The 17,387-nt window shown below is 45.6% G+C and carries 26 protein-coding genes; 3 read left to right on the top strand and 23 right to left on the bottom strand.

Annotation, left to right across the window (positions count from 1 at the left end; all coding sequences use genetic code 11):
- Position 1: 1 nt before the first annotated feature.
- The 20 genes from KO531_RS07105 to KO531_RS07010 all read right to left on the bottom strand — a co-directional run bounded on the left by KO531_RS07105 (position 2) and on the right by KO531_RS07010 (position 11,229).
- Positions 2-226 carry a hypothetical protein gene (locus tag KO531_RS07105; protein WP_219250745.1) on the bottom strand — a complete coding sequence of 75 codons (225 nt, stop codon included), beginning with the start codon at positions 224-226 and terminating at the stop codon, positions 2-4.
- 8 nt (positions 227-234) lie between these two features.
- Positions 235-630 carry a hypothetical protein gene (locus KO531_RS07100; RefSeq protein WP_198573971.1) on the bottom strand — a complete coding sequence of 132 codons (396 nt, stop codon included), beginning with the start codon at positions 628-630 and terminating at the stop codon, positions 235-237.
- Positions 584-1,285, bottom strand: a complete 702-nt coding sequence (locus KO531_RS07095) for a hypothetical protein (RefSeq protein ID WP_219250744.1) — start codon at positions 1,283-1,285, stop codon at positions 584-586. Before KO531_RS07095 ends, KO531_RS07100 begins: the two co-directional genes overlap by 47 nt.
- Positions 1,285-2,841: a hypothetical protein gene (locus KO531_RS07090; RefSeq protein ID WP_219250743.1), complete on the bottom strand. Its 1,557-nt coding sequence runs from the start codon at positions 2,839-2,841 to the stop codon at positions 1,285-1,287. Before KO531_RS07090 ends, KO531_RS07095 begins: the two co-directional genes overlap by 1 nt.
- The gene (locus KO531_RS07085) at positions 2,841-3,635 is read right to left on the bottom strand and encodes a hypothetical protein (protein WP_219250742.1); all 795 of its coding nucleotides are present in this window, start codon (positions 3,633-3,635) and stop codon (positions 2,841-2,843) included. Before KO531_RS07085 ends, KO531_RS07090 begins: the two co-directional genes overlap by 1 nt.
- Positions 3,635-4,033, bottom strand: coding sequence for a hypothetical protein (locus KO531_RS07080; protein ID WP_206766181.1), 399 nt, complete (start codon positions 4,031-4,033; stop codon positions 3,635-3,637). Before KO531_RS07080 ends, KO531_RS07085 begins: the two co-directional genes overlap by 1 nt.
- The gene (locus tag KO531_RS07075) at positions 3,973-4,161 is read right to left on the bottom strand and encodes a hypothetical protein (protein WP_198573975.1); all 189 of its coding nucleotides are present in this window, start codon (positions 4,159-4,161) and stop codon (positions 3,973-3,975) included. The genes KO531_RS07080 and KO531_RS07075 overlap by 61 nt, the downstream gene beginning before the upstream one ends.
- 100 nt (positions 4,162-4,261) lie before the next feature.
- Positions 4,262-4,642, bottom strand: coding sequence for a hypothetical protein (locus KO531_RS07070; RefSeq protein ID WP_198573976.1), 381 nt, complete (start codon positions 4,640-4,642; stop codon positions 4,262-4,264).
- A 9-nt stretch (positions 4,643-4,651) separates the two neighbouring features.
- A complete protein-coding gene (locus KO531_RS07065) occupies positions 4,652-5,452 on the bottom strand; it encodes a major capsid protein P2 (RefSeq protein WP_219250741.1) in 801 nt (266 codons plus the stop codon).
- 254 nt (positions 5,453-5,706) lie between these two features.
- Positions 5,707-6,597 carry a hypothetical protein gene (locus KO531_RS07060; protein ID WP_219250740.1) on the bottom strand — a complete coding sequence of 297 codons (891 nt, stop codon included), beginning with the start codon at positions 6,595-6,597 and terminating at the stop codon, positions 5,707-5,709.
- A gap of 51 nt (positions 6,598-6,648) precedes the next feature.
- On the bottom strand, positions 6,649-7,320 hold the full coding sequence (locus KO531_RS07055; protein WP_219250739.1) for a hypothetical protein: 672 nt from the start codon (positions 7,318-7,320) through the stop codon (positions 6,649-6,651).
- Positions 7,292-7,720 (bottom strand): hypothetical protein, encoded by a 429-nt coding sequence (locus tag KO531_RS07050; RefSeq protein ID WP_219250738.1) that lies wholly within the window; start codon positions 7,718-7,720, stop codon positions 7,292-7,294. Before KO531_RS07050 ends, KO531_RS07055 begins: the two co-directional genes overlap by 29 nt.
- A 57-nt stretch (positions 7,721-7,777) precedes the next feature.
- A complete protein-coding gene (locus KO531_RS07045) occupies positions 7,778-8,164 on the bottom strand; it encodes a hypothetical protein (protein ID WP_219250737.1) in 387 nt (128 codons plus the stop codon).
- 1 nt (position 8,165) lies between these two features.
- A complete protein-coding gene (locus KO531_RS07040) occupies positions 8,166-8,396 on the bottom strand; it encodes a hypothetical protein (RefSeq protein WP_198573982.1) in 231 nt (76 codons plus the stop codon).
- Complete coding sequence (locus KO531_RS07035) at positions 8,389-8,589, bottom strand: hypothetical protein (RefSeq protein WP_198573983.1); 201 nt, start codon at positions 8,587-8,589, stop codon at positions 8,389-8,391. The genes KO531_RS07040 and KO531_RS07035 overlap by 8 nt, the downstream gene beginning before the upstream one ends.
- Positions 8,568-10,478, bottom strand: a complete 1,911-nt coding sequence (locus tag KO531_RS07030; RefSeq protein WP_251068867.1) for a hypothetical protein — start codon at positions 10,476-10,478, stop codon at positions 8,568-8,570. The genes KO531_RS07035 and KO531_RS07030 overlap by 22 nt, the downstream gene beginning before the upstream one ends.
- Positions 10,468-10,647 carry a hypothetical protein gene (locus tag KO531_RS07025; protein ID WP_219250736.1) on the bottom strand — a complete coding sequence of 60 codons (180 nt, stop codon included), beginning with the start codon at positions 10,645-10,647 and terminating at the stop codon, positions 10,468-10,470. The genes KO531_RS07030 and KO531_RS07025 overlap by 11 nt, the downstream gene beginning before the upstream one ends.
- Positions 10,638-10,862 carry a hypothetical protein gene (locus tag KO531_RS07020; RefSeq protein ID WP_198573985.1) on the bottom strand — a complete coding sequence of 75 codons (225 nt, stop codon included), beginning with the start codon at positions 10,860-10,862 and terminating at the stop codon, positions 10,638-10,640. Before KO531_RS07020 ends, KO531_RS07025 begins: the two co-directional genes overlap by 10 nt.
- Positions 10,850-11,077, bottom strand: a complete 228-nt coding sequence (locus KO531_RS07015) for a hypothetical protein (RefSeq protein WP_219250735.1) — start codon at positions 11,075-11,077, stop codon at positions 10,850-10,852. The genes KO531_RS07020 and KO531_RS07015 overlap by 13 nt, the downstream gene beginning before the upstream one ends.
- Positions 11,074-11,229 carry a hypothetical protein gene (locus tag KO531_RS07010; RefSeq protein ID WP_219250734.1) on the bottom strand — a complete coding sequence of 52 codons (156 nt, stop codon included), beginning with the start codon at positions 11,227-11,229 and terminating at the stop codon, positions 11,074-11,076. Before KO531_RS07010 ends, KO531_RS07015 begins: the two co-directional genes overlap by 4 nt.
- Positions 11,230-11,422: 193 nt before the next feature.
- On the opposite strand from KO531_RS07010, the gene KO531_RS07005 reads away from it, so the two are divergent.
- Positions 11,423-11,731, top strand: a complete 309-nt coding sequence (locus tag KO531_RS07005) for a hypothetical protein (protein WP_063882988.1) — start codon at positions 11,423-11,425, stop codon at positions 11,729-11,731.
- A 109-nt stretch (positions 11,732-11,840) separates the two neighbouring features.
- On the opposite strand, the gene KO531_RS07000 is transcribed toward KO531_RS07005, so the two are convergent.
- Complete coding sequence (locus KO531_RS07000) at positions 11,841-13,136, bottom strand: site-specific integrase (protein ID WP_168827709.1); 1,296 nt, start codon at positions 13,134-13,136, stop codon at positions 11,841-11,843.
- A gap of 61 nt (positions 13,137-13,197) precedes the next feature.
- The gene (locus tag KO531_RS22370; RefSeq protein ID WP_105252484.1) at positions 13,198-13,416 is read right to left on the bottom strand and encodes a hypothetical protein; all 219 of its coding nucleotides are present in this window, start codon (positions 13,414-13,416) and stop codon (positions 13,198-13,200) included.
- Positions 13,417-13,596: 180 nt separating this feature from the next.
- Here KO531_RS22370 and KO531_RS06995 point away from each other — a divergent pair, with 180 nt between their 5' ends.
- Complete coding sequence (locus KO531_RS06995; protein ID WP_219250733.1) at positions 13,597-15,168, top strand: DUF3369 domain-containing protein; 1,572 nt, start codon at positions 13,597-13,599, stop codon at positions 15,166-15,168.
- Between the two features lie 60 nt (positions 15,169-15,228).
- Here KO531_RS06995 and KO531_RS06990 read toward each other — a convergent pair whose 3' ends face one another.
- A complete protein-coding gene (locus KO531_RS06990; protein WP_105252482.1) occupies positions 15,229-15,681 on the bottom strand; it encodes a hypothetical protein in 453 nt (150 codons plus the stop codon).
- 257 nt (positions 15,682-15,938) lie between these two features.
- Between KO531_RS06990 and ccoN the strand changes: the two genes are divergently transcribed.
- Positions 15,939-17,375: a cytochrome-c oxidase, cbb3-type subunit I gene (ccoN, locus tag KO531_RS06985; protein WP_219250732.1), complete on the top strand. Its 1,437-nt coding sequence runs from the start codon at positions 15,939-15,941 to the stop codon at positions 17,373-17,375.
- The last annotated feature ends 12 nt before the right edge of the window (positions 17,376-17,387 follow it).

Below are 17,387 nucleotides of genomic sequence, written 5' to 3'. Positions count from 1 at the left end.
CTTAGCCCCGCCATACTTTGGTTTTATCTTGCTTGCGCTCATTGCGGAACGCTTCCCACGCGCCCGCCCCTGCTACCGCAGTAGCTGCAACACTTTGAACGATAATGTCACCGACATTGACGACGGCGTTAACAGCGTCGGGATGGATCCCCGCTACCGCAGCACCAATCAACACAAGGCCACGCCATGTTGACCACTGGGTTAAGTAGTTGGTTAATGTTTTCATGCTTTCCCCTATTTTACGGTTTTGGCGCTGACTTCGCCGTTAATCAAGTAATTGTATTTACTTAATAGTTTGCCTTTGGGTGCTATGGTGGCGAATAAGGCTGCAATGCCTGTATGTCCTCGCTCAATGGCAGCCCGCCACGTTGGATCAATGCTTCCATCGTCGGCAACGTATTTGCTGTTGAGGTAAAACGCAGCATTACTGAACTCAACAGGCTTATAGCCGTTTGTCCATGCGGCTAAATCTGACCACGCTTGCCCGATGGGCTCGGTGACTTGTTCAGCAAGCTTGTCCCCTACTGAGTACATTTTGCTGAGCATGTAAACGCCATAAATCACCGCGACGGCGATTAGGCCGTTATTCAAACCCTGCGGCAACTGCGGTATTGATAGTGCTTTGGTCATAGGGGTTATATCCGTTTTCAAAGTGGATCATTGCTGAGACTACACGCGTGTAATATTGGGCTGGAATAACTTGGTTAACTTGTAACCCTGCTTTAGCAGCCACAAAATCAGCGTATTTCTGTGTGGGATTATTATCACTTGGTGGTGCCCATCGTTTGATAATACCGTTTACGGTGTTAAGGCCGTATTTGTCGCGGTAATTTTTGAGAATACGCGCAGCGGCTCGGATGCCATAAAACGGCGTTTGGAAGATAACAAAACGGCCGTCATTGCCCGTCATACCCTGCCAGTTTTCGCCTTTTTCGACGTTTAATGGATTGTTATTGCGAATACCTTTTGGCGGTAACATGCTGCTCCCGACCTCTTGACGTGGGGCTGGTTCCTGCGGCTCTGGATACAAGTACGGTGTTTGCACCGTTGGCGTAGGCTTTACCCGATTGAAAATAATGTCCTCAAAGCTGTCAGTCGAAAAAATATCGAGAAAGCTGAGGTCGGCATAACTCGGCTTGCTGCCCGAGTTAACCGGTATTGAGGTGCTTTGATTTGGCGCAGTATTGACGGCAACGGGCGTTAATGGCTTTTGTGAATTTTTCAGCCACCAATATCCCGCCGCTGCCATGGCCGCGCCCGCTGTAATTACAATTAAAGGGCGCATTAGCTTAATAACTCCATGACTTCAACAACTGCGGGGCTCAGGTCGCCTTTTAGATCAAGCTGCCATTTATCCGCTTTGCAAAAGCCTCCTTCGTTGACATTCATCAACCGATAATAAACGCCGCTATTGGTGAGATAGCCCCCATCCTGAGAAGAGCTTGAAGCCGCATGTGTAACTGTAGCGTTTTCAACTACGGCATTTCCATTTTCATCAATCGAAATCGTTTTTAGATATTGACCATCAAAGCGTAACCACAGCCCATCAGCTAAATAAATGGGGTAATCCTCGGCACCATTTACAGATGATTCATCAAACAGCGTCCAATTTAAGCCGCCGTCATTACTGAGCAAATTTTTCTTACTTGACCCATCTGAGGTTGCAAAGTAATTATTGGCGTCGGCAAAAACGATATCGCCAAAACTTCGCCCACCAATTTCATGCCACGATACGCCGCCATTATCTGAGCGCCTTAATTTGTTATCCCACTGCGATAAATAAACGCACATTTTGGCGTCATCTGATAAATAAACAAAATTGCTGAAACCAGACGAGAGGTAATTTGCTGGCACACTTCCCCCGCCGATTGCTGACCAAGATTTGTCTATAATATTGAAACAAATAGCAATCCCGCTTTGCGAAATCGTCATACTCTTTCCGACAATAGCGAGCTTTAACCCAATACCTGAATTATTAATCAAACTCTGGTCAACTTTTAAGTTTGCATTGATATAGGCATACTGTGAGAAGGTTCTACCTTCATCTTTTGACTCATAAATAGTGTATTGGCAATAGGAAAACGACCTACTTCCACTTGTGCCAGTCATGCGCACAAAAAATACCGAATCGGTTAGCGGTGAGTTAATTAACCCCCCCGCATTAATCCCTAAATTGACAAATGACGGATGCGCAGACCAAACGGGATTGTCTTCTGTCCAAATAATTGGAAATCTGGCAAAAGGGGTTTTATTCCATGACAGACGGCATTTTTCATCATCTGATATAAACAATTCCCTTGCCTCAGCTCCTTCATTAAATAGATCGTTAACCTCGCCGATATATTGTGAATCCTTGATACTTAAACGCGGTGGCGATTTGTACGCAGACAAGACGCCAGCAACAGGAAACTCCTCCATTGTGCCAGCAGCCAAACGCCAACCAGAACCGTTGACGGCCGCGCCGCCGATGAATACATCTTTATTGGTGCGAACTCTCACCGCTGTACGGGTAAAGTCTGAACTGGTCAACTGAACAAGACCATTTACTAATAGCTTGTTTGTCCTAATCGCTTTTGCGCCTGTAATGGTTGCGCGGCTTTGATTCATAGATACATCACCCGCCCAAAACTCGACCGCGCCGTCGTCGCCTTTAATGGTGATTTCATCAAACGGGATCGCCTTGTCGATGGACATACCGACCCACATTTTTGTGTCTAAAACGGTTCGGCCTTTTTCTGATAGGCTCACGTTCACCACTCCGCCCGCGCTGATTAGGCTAAAGTAAGCACCCGTTTTATTGACGACGGTAAAACCGTCTTTAATCGTCTGATTAATAATCATTATTTTCGCCCCGCTAAAAGTACCGCGCCCGCGATTAATGCCGTCCCGCCGAGCATATACAACATAGTTTTATTGTTTGACTCGGCCAAGGCTGCGCCGTCACTGCGGCTAAATTGCTCGGCAAAGCCCATCATTGAGTCAAAACCACGCTGTAATTGCCCAGTGGCGTCTTTATTGGCTTGATTGCCTGAATCGAGTGCAACTTTCGTTAATGATTCGGCCAAATCTGCGCTGTTATTCATGGCGCTGCCTGCTAGGTAGGTGTTGTTTTCGTTGGCTCTGGCAAGTGCATCGGCGACCACAGTGGCGAGGCTTTTTGAATTATCCATTGAGGCTTGCGACACGGCGGCGTTAACCGCGACGGCACCGTCAGCAAACTTTAGTGAATCACTGAGATTGTCACGGGTGGCGTTGGTGTAGGTTTCAAAACCGCGTGATTGCAAGTCGCCAAACTCGGTTAAAGCGTTGGTGCTTACACGATACATATCTTGTTGCGCTGAGTTGGTTTCGCCAAAGAGGTCAACCGCTGCATTGAGGAAATTTTCGTTTTGACGCTCGCCCATCATGGCAACGTCAGTCACGGCATTAAATCCGTCTGTAATCATGCCCGCGCCTTGGCTGAAATAAACGGGTAACGAATCGACAAAATCGCCAATAAGTTTAAATGCGCCGCCGTCGGTGACAGTATTGCCACTGCCATTAATCACAAGGCCATTGTTTGCGCCCTGAATACCGAACGTATTCGAAGTGTTGTTAGTTGTTTGGCTTGATGCGCTGCGTGAACTTGAGCCCATTATAAGACCGCCCTTAATATCGTTTCGGCTTTTTCATAGCCTAAAACTTTGCCCATTCTTAGCATGGCTTCGGGGCGCTTAGTGTGAAATCTAACGCTGGCGAACCCCTGCGCCTTTGCTTGCGTGTGAATTGTTTCAAGGTAATGCACCGAGTTCTTACCCGCTGCGGCGACAATCACCAGTTCTTTACCGTTAGCGGCAGTTTCACCACGAACCACGGTAAAAAACTCGCAATCTCCCCATGCGATTAATTGCGCCACGCCTTGTTGAACTTCGCTTTGAATTATGCGCAAGTCATCATTTAAGGCGGGCGCTAATTTTTCCCATGCAAGGGCGGCTATTTTTTCTTTTTCAGTAGGAAGTAAGCGGCAATCGCCGCCGCACCTAGAATTAGCCATAAATTGCCACCGCTGCCGCTACCTATTCCAAAGTTCACATTGCCGCCCTGAAAGGCGGCATTATTAAGCTGATCACCAGTACCTGAACTCGCGGCACTGGAATTCGACATACCACCAGACGGACCCATTATTTTGTCTCGGCTTTTTTGGTGGTCATGTAGTTAAGGATCAATCCCGCGACGACTGCTCCCGCAACTTGCATCACAAACGCTTTATTCATAGCGCCCCCTAGTCTTTATTACTGAGAAAGTACAGCAGCGCCACGGCACCCACGACGACAAAAAACGTCCCTGTACCAATTTGCAGACCCTGCCCCATTTTCTGGCGCAATTCATCTGCTGGCGTTTCGTAATAACCCGAATATCCCGCCGCTGGCGATTGCCATGTTTCTAGGTGCTCTTTTGCACCTGAGCCGTTGGCATTTTTAAAGGCGCGAACTTGCTCATATTGCGCATACAAACCAAGCGCCGAGCCTAAGCCCTGATTCACACGGTCAAACCATCCCGTTGTTGAAGGGTTTGGCGCAACGTTCGGCAACTGTGTTGCAGTTGCTGACGCACTTGAATTGATAATGTCGGAAAATGAGCTAGTCAGATAATCGACAGCCATAACGCCCCCTTAAATGCCCGCTAGGCCGTCGAAGTATTCCACCACAACTGTCGCCGCTCCCGCGCCTTCGGTATAAACCCGTAAACGCAAATCTTGCAAACCAGCCAGCGGAATGGCTTGGAGCATGTCGCCCTCAAGCACAAAATCAAGCGTTACACGGCCAGCTTGCGGGCTGCGGCCGTGGTCAACTTGGATTTTTTCTAAAAGTGTTTTTCCACTTTCAAAGGCTTTTAACGAGTCAATTTCTAACTCGACCTTAGTCACTACTGCAGCGGTGATAATGTGAAACGCCGCGATACTTGCCGAAGCTGGGCGCGGGATTTTGTCGATTTCGGTGATGCCTTCATTGAGGGCAACGGGGAAGTTTTTGATTTTGGTAATGTAACCAATTTCAGCTTTATCTGATTGGATTGCATAACCTTCTAGCTTTGGTGTTGCTGCGGCCGCATCAATTTCAATACGCATGGTAACGTTTGAAATGATCCCTGAACTACCCGACTGAGTACCTAAGCCAAACATGCGAGATTCAAGCAAGGTTTTCATTTCGTCGCGCTTGAAATGAAAATCTAAAACACCGACTGCGGTGTTTCGCTTGTAAAACTTGTTGTAGTCTGCGAGGGCTTGGCCGTCTTTAAATTCAAGGATTGCTTTGCCGTTGACTTCTAAACGGATGTTTTTCATCTGCGCCAAAGTCACACCCGTGTAGGCAATGTGGATTTTGTCGTATGTACGGCCGATTGGAAGCTCAAGCGTAGCAGTATTGCCAGCGGCGACATTAGAAAACGAGGGTAATTTAACGGTTGTGCGCATGTTCTACCCCTTAACCAATTAAACGGCGAACGGATGGAACACGATTGGCGGCATAAACCACGCCGACAGCAATCGCCACAAATGGCAGGTATTTTTTAAGCATGATGTTCCCCTTGGGATGCACTGCCTCACGGCAGAATTGAACGCCTCACGGCGGGTTAAAGTGCCCACGCTTCACAGCGTTGGCGGGCTTGCGGTTTATAGATATACGGGGATTTGAGGCAGGAGAAAAGCGTACCCGTTAACGGGTACGTCTAAAGAAGATTAATAATTTTATTTACAGTTACCTGATGCGAATCTTGCAGTGACTTAAGAACTATCTCTACTTCAGGAAGATCATTTGGGTTAAAATTAGCGCCATTGTTCAAGAGAGTAAGAACTTGATTCAAACAATCACTAATTTTCCAAACATACCTATTTGTATCTTGAAGAAGCTTTATAAACTTTAAATACGTTCTCAATCTAGTTGATTTCGGTGCATCTGAAACTTTCTGAAAATCAATTTGTAGTTCGTAATAATCATATCGAATATCAAATTCAAACGTTTTAACATCGTTTGCAACTCTCGAAACATCCTTCCGTATAGCCTCTGTGGTTCCCGTGATGCTAGAGATTGACTTTAAAGTGCTTGACGCTCCCTCTTTTTGTTTCAGCAACATTTTTGATTCAAAAACGCTAAGCTCAGATGATATTTGACTAGAAACAATAGCAGGCAAAGAGTTCTGCAAAGCCTGATACTCTAGGTTTGCATTGTTGCTATGGTTAAAGAAACTATTTTCAAGCTTATTTTCAAGCTCTTTAATTTGAGAGTTTATATGTGTCAATAAAACATCTTTCTCATCTTTAATTTGACCTTTAAAGCTAAAAAAATTAAAGCCTAAAAACAATAATAAAAATCCACCAGCAAAGCTAATCGCTGCATAATAGCTATTGTTCAGCCTCTCAAGGTACTTATCTAAAGTAGTATTTTGAGCCTTTAAATAACTCACTTCAGCTTTTAATTTTTCAAGCTCAAAACTTTTAATTTCATCAATATCATTCAATGACAGTATTGGCTCAGCCAACACACCATCAACAGATGATGTAGTGTCAGCGGCTATAGATAAACTTGAAATAAAAAATAAAGCTAATAGTAAAGTTCTCACAATCGGTAACCAAATAGTTTGTTTACGTCACTTTAAATTAAAATTATCTATTTATCTACAACTTACCAAACTTATAATCTCTTGAGACCTCGATTTTATATTCCCCTTCACTACTATATTGGTATTCATATCCTTCATCACATAATCCAGCGGCACCAGCTTTGCCAGTACGCTTGGGCTGATATCCATTTCTGCAGCCATCATGCGACGGTCAGCGGCGCGGCTAAGGCGGCCACAACGGATAATAGTCGCGTTACCTAATGCGGTTTTGTCGGATTCGGCTGGGCGCTGCGTTAAGGCAAAGATAGGCGCTAGGCCACGGGCGCGGCCTTTGCGGATAACCTGCCCCCACCACGGCGGCGCTTTACTCGGGCTGGTTACGTCGGCAATTTCTTCGGCAACCACGGCGGCATTGCACCAGCTAAAGGCGCACTGTGCCCACACTTCAAACAACTTAAAGTTGGTCGTTACAAAGCGCACCTTTAACGCGCCCTTAGGGTAACGCCTGAGTAAATCGACCAGCGCGGCGGCGCTGGTCACTTTTACGATGCCGTTTAGCTCGCCGTACTCGTCAACAGGATCCCAGATAATCACCCGCGAGCATTTGAGCCGTTTAAGCTCGGCTTTCACATAACTGGACTTGGCCGAGCCCGTTGCCCCACACACGACGCGCACATCAGCCTTGCGGCTAACATCAACCCGCTTTTTCGGTGGTCTGGTCATCGTTTTTCACCTCTTTTTCGGCATGGCGTGGTGTTTTGAAGCGCGGCGCGAGAATCGCCCCTGTGATGATTAGCGCGTTGAGTTCAACCCCAAACGCGCCCGCACCTTCGGGAAAATACTTGTCGATAAGTGCGCCGTAACTTTCAGCGAGGGCTTGTTGCTCCTCTGGCGCAATATTCCAATTGGGTGCAAAGGCCATGCAAGCAAGGCCGATAATCGGCGCGATTAACTCGGCACCCGATACGTGCGCGGCTTCGACAGCTTGATAGCCTTGGGAGTTTGCGGATATTTCGCCGCCTTCAATTTGTTGGGCTGCGGCAAGTGCGGCATCAAACTCGCTAAAGTGCTCGGGTTCGACGTTGGTGAGGTCATCTTCTGGCAGTTGGTCAGGATGTGTCATTGTTTCCCCTTGGGACTGTTACGGCATCACGCCGTTAATGGGCTTTATGAGTTGGCTTTAACCGATGAGCCACTTCACAAAGCTTGGTTTTTGCTCTGGCGGCGATTCTGACTCTGTAACGGGGTTTTGTCCTGTGAACTCGTTAACGGGTACACGGGCGTGTATTGGCGGGATTTTTACCCCATTAAGCATGGTCGCTGGACTCGTTATGGGTTTGGTTTTTTCGGGTTCCGTTACGGCGCTGTGTTCAGCCTTTTGCGTTGGCGACCAGATCACCGCATTCTCTAACATCCAATCTTGACCGTTTGGCATATTGGGTTTAATCATGCCCGCCTTGCTCACATAATAAAGTTTGCCGTTAATGTCGCGGCGCACTGGCGCTTTTTCATTGCAGAACGGGCAGAGGATTTCGCCTATATCGTCGTTTTTAGGTTTTCTAGCCATGTTACCCCCTTAATGACGCAGGCATAAAAGCCGCAAATACAGCCATCAACAAACTGACAAAGCGACCTTTGCGCTTAGGTGTTTTTTGCTCTGGCTCGGTTGGCTTTAGGTTGATTTTTTTCTCCGCCTTTTGACCTGGCACTTGGGTTAATTTCGGCCGCACTGCATCGCGCTGCACATAACGGGCATTGTGCTCGGCTGCCATTTTACGTTTATATGCTGCGTTACCCATTAATTGCCGCCTCCATTTTGTTAAGACGGGCTTCAAGGTCGCTCACATGGTCAATAATATCGCCAATTAATTCGTGACTCTGGTTAGCGGCTTTTTTCGCTAAGGTCATAGCCTGAAACGGCATAGCCTTGTTCGCGGCTTCAATTGTCGCGCCGATATTGGTGTGTTGCTTTAGCAAGTCTTGAATTGCCATTGGTGGTACTCCTTCAGGTTTTGTTGGTGGGTTAAGGTTTCTAGTTCTCGATCACTCTCGGGCGCTAACTTCTCGGCCAGCCATGCCGACCAAAGGCGCTCTTTTTCTGCAATACGATTGCGCACAGCGCTATAAGTGGCGCGGGCTGCGTTAATGCCTTTTGTCCAAAGGCGCTTACAGATACGGTTTTGGATAAATTCACTCTCACGGCTTAAGCCTTGCCACTGGCGAGCTCCGATCGCCCAATTGAAAAACTTGGCAAGTGATTCGGCACCTTTAAACGTGAGTTGGTAATCTTGGGCGCGAACCTCGCCCGCTTTGAGCGCGGCTTTACTGGTTTTGATTTTTTGCTCAAGCTCGGCAATACGTTTATTGATTTTTGCGAGGGCATCGGCGCGTTTTTGCGCTTTCATCACGGCTTTGTCGCGGATTGCCTTTTCGAGTGCGCCATAGGCTCGGCCAATCTCTTTGCGGATTGGCGCGGCGCGGTTTTCAAGCTTGTATTTGATTTCGCCAATGATTGAGGCCATGTGTTCGGCGTGATAGCTGGCTATGGTTTCCCACGGCTCGGCGCGGGCACCTTTTGAAATGTTATAGCGATTGCCTTTGATTTCGCCTTGGTCGGCTTTTTCGCCTTTGGTCAGATAGCCCAAGGCTTTGAGCAAATAGCCCCCTGCGGCATTGGCGCTTTTTATGCGCTGCAAGTTGGCAAAGCCTTGCCCCCATAAATTCTCTATCCGCTTTGCCCAGTCATGGAACAAATACGGCTCAACCTGCCAGCGCAACAGCACATGGCAATGCGGGTTAACTTCACCCTGTTTATTCTTTGGCGCTTCTGCTACCCATAAATAATCCAGCTTATCGCCCATCGGCTCGACAAAATTCGTCGCGCCAATGCAATCAAAGCCGTTTTCAGTTTTGAGTACTTCCCCATCTACTGACCATCCGCGCTGATACATTTTACTGGCGGCATCAAAGAAGCGCGAACACTCAGCGCCGATTGTCGAGTCACCGCTAATGATCCGCTCGCGGGCTTCGCTATTGAAAGTCAGGGTTAAGAACGTGGTAAACCCGCCTTTGACAGCGGCCATATAAGCGCCAGCGTCTAAAATATTGCGGGCTCCGCGACTGCTTAAATCGCTGGTCACTCTATCGCCCGACTGTTGCGGCGGCGCGTCGCTTGGCGGCATACCCGCTTGAACTCTTAAGCGGTATTCGTTAGACCATGCGCGGTGGGAAACTCTAACAACTGGCGTCTTGCAGATCACCACCCCGCTTTTGTCGTGGCGAGTGCTATTGTCCATCGGCGGCAATATTTCGCCTGTTTCCAGATTTACCCGACCGACTTTAGGTACATGGGCAACGGTATCGGGCGCTTTTTCGTAAATGTCGCGAACAATAAAACGCTCTGAGGCTTCGAGATTCACGCCAAGCGAGGCGGCAACACTGCCGTGAGCCTCGCTATCCTTGGCGCGTAAATGTTCAAGATATCGGCCAATGCGGGCTTGTTTACGGGCGTTTGTCGTGGCGACTGTGTGGCGTGTCGGACTTTTGCAATCCTTGACTAGCCTAGCTTTCTCGGCCGTTGGCCGCCCTGCGGGGCTTGGGTTTTTCAGTGCCATTTCAGCAAAAAAGCTGGCATTGCGACGCATTAAATCCAGCTTTAATTTATCGGCTTCGGCTTGCTCAAATTCAGATACAAAAATACCGCCCCTTGGGGCGGTTAGGTCTTGCGGCTCGAAGGTGAGCGGCGGCGTTTCCTCTGTTATCTCAACACTGGAAACGGGCACCCGCGCCCCCTTTATCGGTTTAGCGGTTGTCCATAATTCATTACTCCTCTGTTGTAGGGTTTTGGCCTGATTCTGTGGCAAGGCGGCGCTATTCGTCATCGTCGCCCCCTTCGCTAATGATCACATCATTAATCGGTGGCTGTTCCTGCATTAAGCGCCAGTTTGGCTCCAAGCATTCATCAAGAAAAACTTGGCTACCTATTTCGCCATAACGTGTATGTGTGTTGACGTAATCAACAAGGCTCTGAGCGTAGGCGGTTAATTGCATGAACGCCCCCTAAGCTCCGCATCTTTGGCAAGGCTCAAATATCCCTGCGCACAATCAAATGCTTGGACGGCTAATTTGATATGGCCACGCAAAATGTAGCGCTCTGACATTTCAATGTATTTTTCACATTGCGACAGGAAAAACGGCACATGCGACCATTTAGGGTTAGGGTTTAGACGCTGAACGCCTTCAAAAGATGCGGCTAAAGTTGACATTGGGATTCCTCCCAAGCGCTAACTACCTCAGCAATTTTTCTCGTCAGATTGTATTTTTTGACTAAGCTGTGAAGATGTTCAATATGCGCATGAGCGGCGACCAAGTCAGCCTTAAGCTCTGCTATTTCAGGGTGAGCACTGATATCAACCGAAAGCGTTTCAGCAAAAGCCAAGCGCTGGCGCATTTCTGTGGTGATGTTCATTTGAATAATCATCTTGCACCCCCGAAAAATTTTTCTTTCAGGCGGCGGATAATTTCCGCATTGCGTTGGCGCAAAGCGTTACTGATTGGCTTAGTTAAGGCTGTGGCGTCCATCCATACGGGGACTTCAATATTTGAATTAGGTACTTTCTTGTAGCTGGTCATTTAGTCTGCTCCTGTGTTTAACCTTGTTTTGGATTTGGGCTAACTGGTCGCGTCCTACGACCAGCGCCCAACACAAGGCAGGAACATGATGTTTAATTTACTTTAAACCGTCAAATGTGCATTTGACATATAAACTTGATTGAAACATGGACTAAAATTAGCCAACAAGGCAAGGAAATGGATTTTAGAAAATATGAACCCATCTGATTTACTCGATTTAGTTCGAGCCGCATACAGCCTCACTTCTGACTATCAGGTTTCACAGAAATTTGGTTTTTCTCGGGGTGGCGTATCGTGCTGGCGAAATAACACCGCTTTTCCAAAGAATTCAGTTTTAATCCAATTCGGTAAAATCTTGCAGATAAATGCAGGGGTATTAATGCTGTATAGCCTTGAATGGCGAGAAAAAGATCCCGAAGCGAAAGCACAAATAAGCCGTCTAATTGAAGCGATAGCACATGCTAAATTCGACGACTCATTTTGTGAGGAGGTAGGTCAGTAATCAAGAAAGTGTTTCGTCGGACTACCCTTCTTAAACCTTTGAAATAAAGAACTTAACAATAATTGCAATAATGTAACGATCTATACATTGTGCGCAGCTTTGTATCTAATCACTCTATGCCTTTCAAATGGTCGATTGGTTTGTTGAATGCACTTTCATGACGTTCAATTTGGCTTGTGTGCAAATATTGCGATGTAGTGTCGATACTTTCGTGGCCAGCATCGGCTTGTACATGGGATAACGGTCTGCGGTTGATATTGATATCGTGCGTAATGCCGGTGTGACGAATATTGTGGGCAGTAAGTTTGCGCATCTGCGCCGCATCTTGTGTAAAGCCATCGATTTCTATACGTTCTGCAGCCAGATTAATTATTTTTTGAATTTCGTCGCGAACATGACGAATGCCTAGATTGGCATTGAGGATACCAACATCTCGGCCGCGTCCAGCAGCTTTGTGCCGTACAAACAAAGGATGATTTTCGTCTGGTCCTGGATAATCCGTTAATCCTAAAAACTGACGATATTTGACTAATGCATCGAGCAAAGCTTTTGAAATCGCAACACTGCGTCTTTTACCACCTTTACTCAACGGAATATGAAAACTCCAGATGCCCGTTTGCTGATTACGTTTAAACTGGTTCATCACCGGCGAATAACCCGCACGTGCAGACACATCTGAAATGCGTAAATAACAGCAATAAATCAATATAACGAGGAATAAACTTCTTTGATGTAACTCAGGAAATTCTTCTGCTAGTCCAGTAACGGTCGCCATAATATATGACCACTGTAATTCAGTGAATGCGAGACTATTTTCATCTTCATGACTTTGACGCTGATATTGCCTGTTTGCTGCAAATCGACTGTGATTAAGCCAGATTTGAGCAGGATTCCGCTCACAATATTCTTCACTTGTCAGATACGAATAAAACGAAGACAAAATGGCCATTTTTGTTTTTAACGCATTATCGCTTAACACATAAGGCTGGATTTGCCCGAGTTGTTTTTTGCCGACAAATGGTCGCCATTGCGAGTTTGGAACCCGTTCATCATGCAGTTTATCGTACTTAAACTGTGGCACATTAAAATAACCGATCAGTGCTATCGGCGGTGCTTGGCAATAATCAACGTAACGGCTCATGTCTTTGCGCGTAACTTGAATGGGAGACATTGAAACTACATCAAAACACCAATGCAGAAACGTAGTGAGTTCACTGCGATAAGCTTTATAGTTGTTTTCGTTATGCTTTTGCTCAAATAGCCAATCACTGGCATGCTCGATGACTAAGCCCGCATCAACCACCTTTTTCATGCTAATTTGGGTGATATATTGGTTAACAATACTATTGCCAACTTGTATGAATTCAAATGAGTCAAATAACGGGATTACTGGAGGAAGTTGCATATTACATCTGAATTATAAGAGTTTCTTGTATGATAATACTTAAACGCAAATGCCGATAATGTTATTTATCGGCATCAAGATATGTCAGATTTTTAGCGCAACTTGAAAATGAACATTGCTGACAAGTAATACGCTTTTTGCAACAGATCAAGCATAGCTGCCACACTTGCTGTTTCGATTGGCTATCTAAGCACGTGAAGTCAGATGCGCAGATGTGTCCATCATGTATTAGCTGTGCCAATTTATGTGCTGAAATTGATAAGTTAATTCGATTAGTCATGCCCTTTCCCTCCCTATCATTGTTTGATAGTAATAGAATACACAAATGAGAATTGTTATCAACAATGTAATTTAAGGAGTACCACTCACCTCGCTATTTTATGCAAGATTTTGCACCGCTTTGAAATGTGTCTACTACACTGATTATGTGATCATTATTTTTACTTGAATGAGGTATCGGATGCTGATTGATCTTGCAAAGAAAAACCCTCTTTTTTCCGGTAAAAAGTCTACCGAGACAACAGAGTCTGGTATTCCTTGGAAGGTATTAGTGGTCGATGATGAACCTGATGTTCATACCGTCACTAAGCTTGCCCTCTCCCGCTTTAAACTTGATGGCCGTGCCCTCACCTTTATCAATGCTTATAGTGCCGAACAAGCAAAAGAATTACTCAATCAAGAACATGACATCGCCATTGCCTTTATTGATGTTGTCATGGAAAGTGACCATGCAGGGTTAGAACTAGTAAAGTGGATCCGTGAAGAATTACTGAATAAAACCACTCGATTGATCTTACGTACAGGCCAGCCAGGGCAAGCACCTGAAGAAGACGTTATCGTCAATTACGATATTAATGATTACAAAGCAAAAGCTGAACTCGATTCCCGTAAGCTGATAACCAGCGTCTACTCAGCCCTTCGCTCTTATCGCGATATCATGGAAATCGAGCAAGCAAGGCGCACCCAAATAAATCATCGTAAGGGTTTAGAAAGAGTACTAGAAGCCACCTCAGGATTATTTGAACTGCGCACCCTGCATAAATTCGCCGATGGGCTACTGACTCAAGTGGCCACTCTACTTAATCTCGATTCAGAAACGCTACTGCTGACTTGTAATGCAATTGATGCGATTAGTGGTCATGTTGAACCTGTCAATATAGAAATCCTTGCTGGTACTGGCCAATTTGCGAATAAATCCCACATTACGCAACTACCTGAACATATTGATCGTCTACTGCGCAGTGCGCTCACCCAACAGCGGTGCCTTTATGAAGACAATTGTTTTATCGGTTACTTTCCCACCAAAGGCGGTTTAATCAATCTACTTTATATGGATGGTATTGATAGAATTGATGATCTTGATAAGAAACTCATTGATATTTTTGCCATCAACGTGGGCATAGCCTTTGAAAATTTGCTGCTCAATCAGGAGGTGGAAGATACACAATCAGAGCTTATTTTACGTTTAGGTGATGTTGTTGAAAGCCGCTCGAAAGAAGCTGCCAATCATGTGAAACGTATGGCGGAGTATTGTTCTCAATTAGCATTACTCGCCGGTTTAAGTGAATACGAAGCCGATTTACTGCGCCGTGCCTCACCAATGCATGACATAGGCAAAATTGCTATCCCCGATGCTGTCCTACTTAAACCCGGCAAATTAGATGACGAAGAATGGAAAGTTATGCGTCAGCACCCTATGATTGGCCATCAAATTCTTGCAAATTCTGAGCGACCAATACTAAAGGCCGCATCAATTATTGCACTGCAACATCATGAAAAATATGATGGTTCTGGTTATCCTGCAAATCTAAAACAAGACGAAATTCACATTTTCTCGCGGATTGTGGCAATCGCAGATGTGTTTGATGCCCTTTCCCATGCCCGCTGCTATAAAACAGCTTGGCCTTTAGAAGAGGTTTTAGCTGAAATGCGTAAAGGGGCGGCAACACACTTTGATCCTCACTTATTACAGCTCTTTATTGAAAATGTAGATATTTTTGTCAAAGTAAAAGAAAACTGGAAGGATCACTAATCTGTATAGTTGATTGTCTTGATGTTTAGAAATCCATATCAGGCACTTTCAAAGATATATCTAACCATTGTCATCTGCGAGAAAATCGAAAACAGCCGTTTTAGTTTCACCATTAACGCTAAAACTCACAAAGCCACGCCAAACCATGTAGCCACTACTACAAGAACCATAGACTAACTGACCGATATAAGTCATTTCGTCAGTTTGCTTCACATTTACAGGAATAACGCCCATAAACATGTCTCTTCCTTCTAAGCGGATTTGCACATTAGAAATTGCCATGGAAGATAACAACTGTAATGTCAATGGCTTTTCGCTTGGTGCACTCCCTGGTGACAAGCGAAAAGTGAGCTCAACATCCCCAACTTTTTTAACACAATCCCCCTTAGAAAATTGGCAAAGTGAAGGATCAAGACTGCTTTTAAGTGTGACTTGCTTTGCATCTTCCTTACAAGCTGTGAGATTGAAGCTAAATAATGCAATAAATAAATAGGGACTCAGACGAGTTAGCACAAAGATTAACCTTATGATGCAATATGTTAACATTCTATGGCGTAGGTTGATCTAGATCAACTTTCCACACCCCTTCTTTGGTATCTTTTTTGATATGGCTCAAGTATCATTGCGAAACCTCATATTTGAGCAAAAATATGCAGGGTAACGCATTGACATCACTCAGCAACCTTAATAGGGAAGCTGAGTTTTATGTCATTTATAACAGGTAAAGCTTGTCTTTACTAAAAGTAAAAGTAATAAGCAGTGGAAGCATTATGATGAACCATTCCCAGCCAACAGGCGCTGATTACAATTACGCCATTGTCCGCCAATTTGCCTTAACCACAGTTTTGTGGGGTATTGTTGGTATGTCAGTCGGCGTATTAATTGCGGCTCAGTTAATCTGGCCTCAGCTGAACTTTGACACTCCTTGGTTAACGTATAGTCGCTTGCGACCATTACACACCAATGCGGTGATCTTCGCGTTCGGTACATCAGCCCTTTTTGCAACATCCTATTATGTCGTACAACGCACCTGTCAAACCCGACTATTTGCACCTAAGTTAGCCGCATTTACGTTTTGGGGATGGCAAGCCATCATTCTGTCAGCAGCTATCTCTTTACCAATGGGTTTCACCCAAGGAAAAGAATACGCTGAATTAGAATGGCCTATCGATATCGCAATTACTATCGTTTGGGTGTCCTACGCTATCGTGTTCTTCGGTACTATTATCAAACGAACAACTTCGCATATTTATGTGGCGAACTGGTTCTTTGGTGCCTTTATTATTACCGTTGCCGTACTTCACATAGTTAACTCTATGGCAGTACCAGTCAGTCTGTTCAAGTCATACTCTCTGTATAGCGGCGCTGTCGATGCTATGGTGCAGTGGTGGTATGGTCACAACGCTGTAGGTTTCTTATTAACCGCAGGCTTCTTGGGGATGATGTATTACTTCGTACCTAAGCAAGCAGGTCGTCCTGTGTACTCTTACCGTCTTTCTATTGTCCACTTTTGGGCACTGATCGCACTGTATATCTGGGCTGGTCCTCACCACTTACATTACACAGCTTTACCTGACTGGACTCAGTCTTTAGGTATGGTGATGTCACTGATCCTATTCGCACCTTCTTGGGGCGGTATGATTAACGGTATCATGACCTTGTCAGGTGCTTGGCATAAACTGCGTACTGACCCTGTGTTACGTTTCTTAGTTGTTTCTCTGTCTTTCTACGGTATGTCTACCTTTGAAGGCCCGATGATGGCAATTAAGACAGTTAACGCGCTATCACACTATACAGACTGGACTATCGGTCACGTTCACTCCGGCGCGCTAGGCTGGGTTGCAATGGTGTCAATCGGTTCTCTGTATCACTTGATCCCTGTATTGTTCGGTCACGCCCGTATGTACAGCATCAAGTTAATTAACGTCCATTTCTGGTTAGCGACTATTGGTACTGTGCTTTACATCGTCTCAATGTGGATTTCAGGTGTAATGCAAGGTCTGATGTGGCGCGCAGTGAATGCTGACGGTACTTTGACTTATAGCTTTGTTGAAAGTCTGGAAGCTTCTTATCCTTTCTACTTCGTACGTTTCCTTGGCGGTTGTTTCTTCCTGACCGGTATGCTGATCATGGCATATAACGTGATCCGTACTGTGAAAGCCTCTAAAGATTCATTGCCAGCATTGGCTGAACCAACAGCGGCTTAAAGGAGCAAACTC

Origin of the sequence: Shewanella sp. NKUCC06_TVS, assembly GCF_019345515.1 — a bacterium.
GTDB lineage: Bacteria > Pseudomonadota > Gammaproteobacteria > Enterobacterales > Shewanellaceae > Shewanella > Shewanella oncorhynchi.
The sequence above is the reverse complement of the archived record's forward strand: the minus strand, read 5'-3'. Positions and strand labels throughout refer to the sequence as shown.

Bases quoted from the DNA above. Each gene is read 5' to 3' on its own strand.
- KO531_RS07010 (WP_219250734.1), bottom strand. From the start codon at position 11,229: ATGACCAGCTACAAGAAAGTACCTAATTCAAATATTGAAGTCCCCGTA.
- KO531_RS07090 (WP_219250743.1), bottom strand. From the start codon at position 2,841: ATGATTATTAATCAGACGATTAAAGACGGTTTTACCGTCGTCAATAAA.
- KO531_RS07085 (WP_219250742.1), bottom strand. From the start codon at position 3,635: ATGGGCTCAAGTTCACGCAGCGCATCAAGCCAAACAACTAACAACACT.
- KO531_RS07040 (WP_198573982.1), bottom strand. From the start codon at position 8,396: ATGGGTAACGCAGCATATAAACGTAAAATGGCAGCCGAGCACAATGCC.
- KO531_RS07050 (WP_219250738.1), bottom strand. From the start codon at position 7,720: ATGACACATCCTGACCAACTGCCAGAAGATGACCTCACCAACGTCGAA.
- KO531_RS07045 (WP_219250737.1), bottom strand. From the start codon at position 8,164: ATGGCTAGAAAACCTAAAAACGACGATATAGGCGAAATCCTCTGCCCG.
- KO531_RS07100 (WP_198573971.1), bottom strand. From the start codon at position 630: ATGACCAAAGCACTATCAATACCGCAGTTGCCGCAGGGTTTGAATAAC.
- ccoN (WP_219250732.1), top strand. From the start codon at position 15,939: ATGATGAACCATTCCCAGCCAACAGGCGCTGATTACAATTACGCCATT.
- KO531_RS06995 (WP_219250733.1), top strand. From the start codon at position 13,597: ATGCTGATTGATCTTGCAAAGAAAAACCCTCTTTTTTCCGGTAAAAAG.
- KO531_RS07015 (WP_219250735.1), bottom strand. From the start codon at position 11,077: ATGATTATTCAAATGAACATCACCACAGAAATGCGCCAGCGCTTGGCT.
- KO531_RS07020 (WP_198573985.1), bottom strand. From the start codon at position 10,862: ATGTCAACTTTAGCCGCATCTTTTGAAGGCGTTCAGCGTCTAAACCCT.
- KO531_RS07055 (WP_219250739.1), bottom strand. From the start codon at position 7,320: ATGACCAGACCACCGAAAAAGCGGGTTGATGTTAGCCGCAAGGCTGAT.
- KO531_RS07025 (WP_219250736.1), bottom strand. From the start codon at position 10,647: ATGCAATTAACCGCCTACGCTCAGAGCCTTGTTGATTACGTCAACACA.
- KO531_RS07065 (WP_219250741.1), bottom strand. From the start codon at position 5,452: ATGCGCACAACCGTTAAATTACCCTCGTTTTCTAATGTCGCCGCTGGC.
- KO531_RS07005 (WP_063882988.1), top strand. From the start codon at position 11,423: ATGAACCCATCTGATTTACTCGATTTAGTTCGAGCCGCATACAGCCTC.
- KO531_RS07075 (WP_198573975.1), bottom strand. From the start codon at position 4,161: ATGGGTCCGTCTGGTGGTATGTCGAATTCCAGTGCCGCGAGTTCAGGT.
- KO531_RS07105 (WP_219250745.1), bottom strand. From the start codon at position 226: ATGAAAACATTAACCAACTACTTAACCCAGTGGTCAACATGGCGTGGC.
- KO531_RS07095 (WP_219250744.1), bottom strand. From the start codon at position 1,285: ATGCGCCCTTTAATTGTAATTACAGCGGGCGCGGCCATGGCAGCGGCG.
- KO531_RS07035 (WP_198573983.1), bottom strand. From the start codon at position 8,589: ATGGCAATTCAAGACTTGCTAAAGCAACACACCAATATCGGCGCGACA.
- KO531_RS07070 (WP_198573976.1), bottom strand. From the start codon at position 4,642: ATGGCTGTCGATTATCTGACTAGCTCATTTTCCGACATTATCAATTCA.
- KO531_RS07030 (WP_251068867.1), bottom strand. From the start codon at position 10,478: ATGACGAATAGCGCCGCCTTGCCACAGAATCAGGCCAAAACCCTACAA.
- KO531_RS07000 (WP_168827709.1), bottom strand. From the start codon at position 13,136: ATGCAACTTCCTCCAGTAATCCCGTTATTTGACTCATTTGAATTCATA.
- KO531_RS22370 (WP_105252484.1), bottom strand. From the start codon at position 13,416: ATGACTAATCGAATTAACTTATCAATTTCAGCACATAAATTGGCACAG.
- KO531_RS07080 (WP_206766181.1), bottom strand. From the start codon at position 4,033: ATGGCTAATTCTAGGTGCGGCGGCGATTGCCGCTTACTTCCTACTGAA.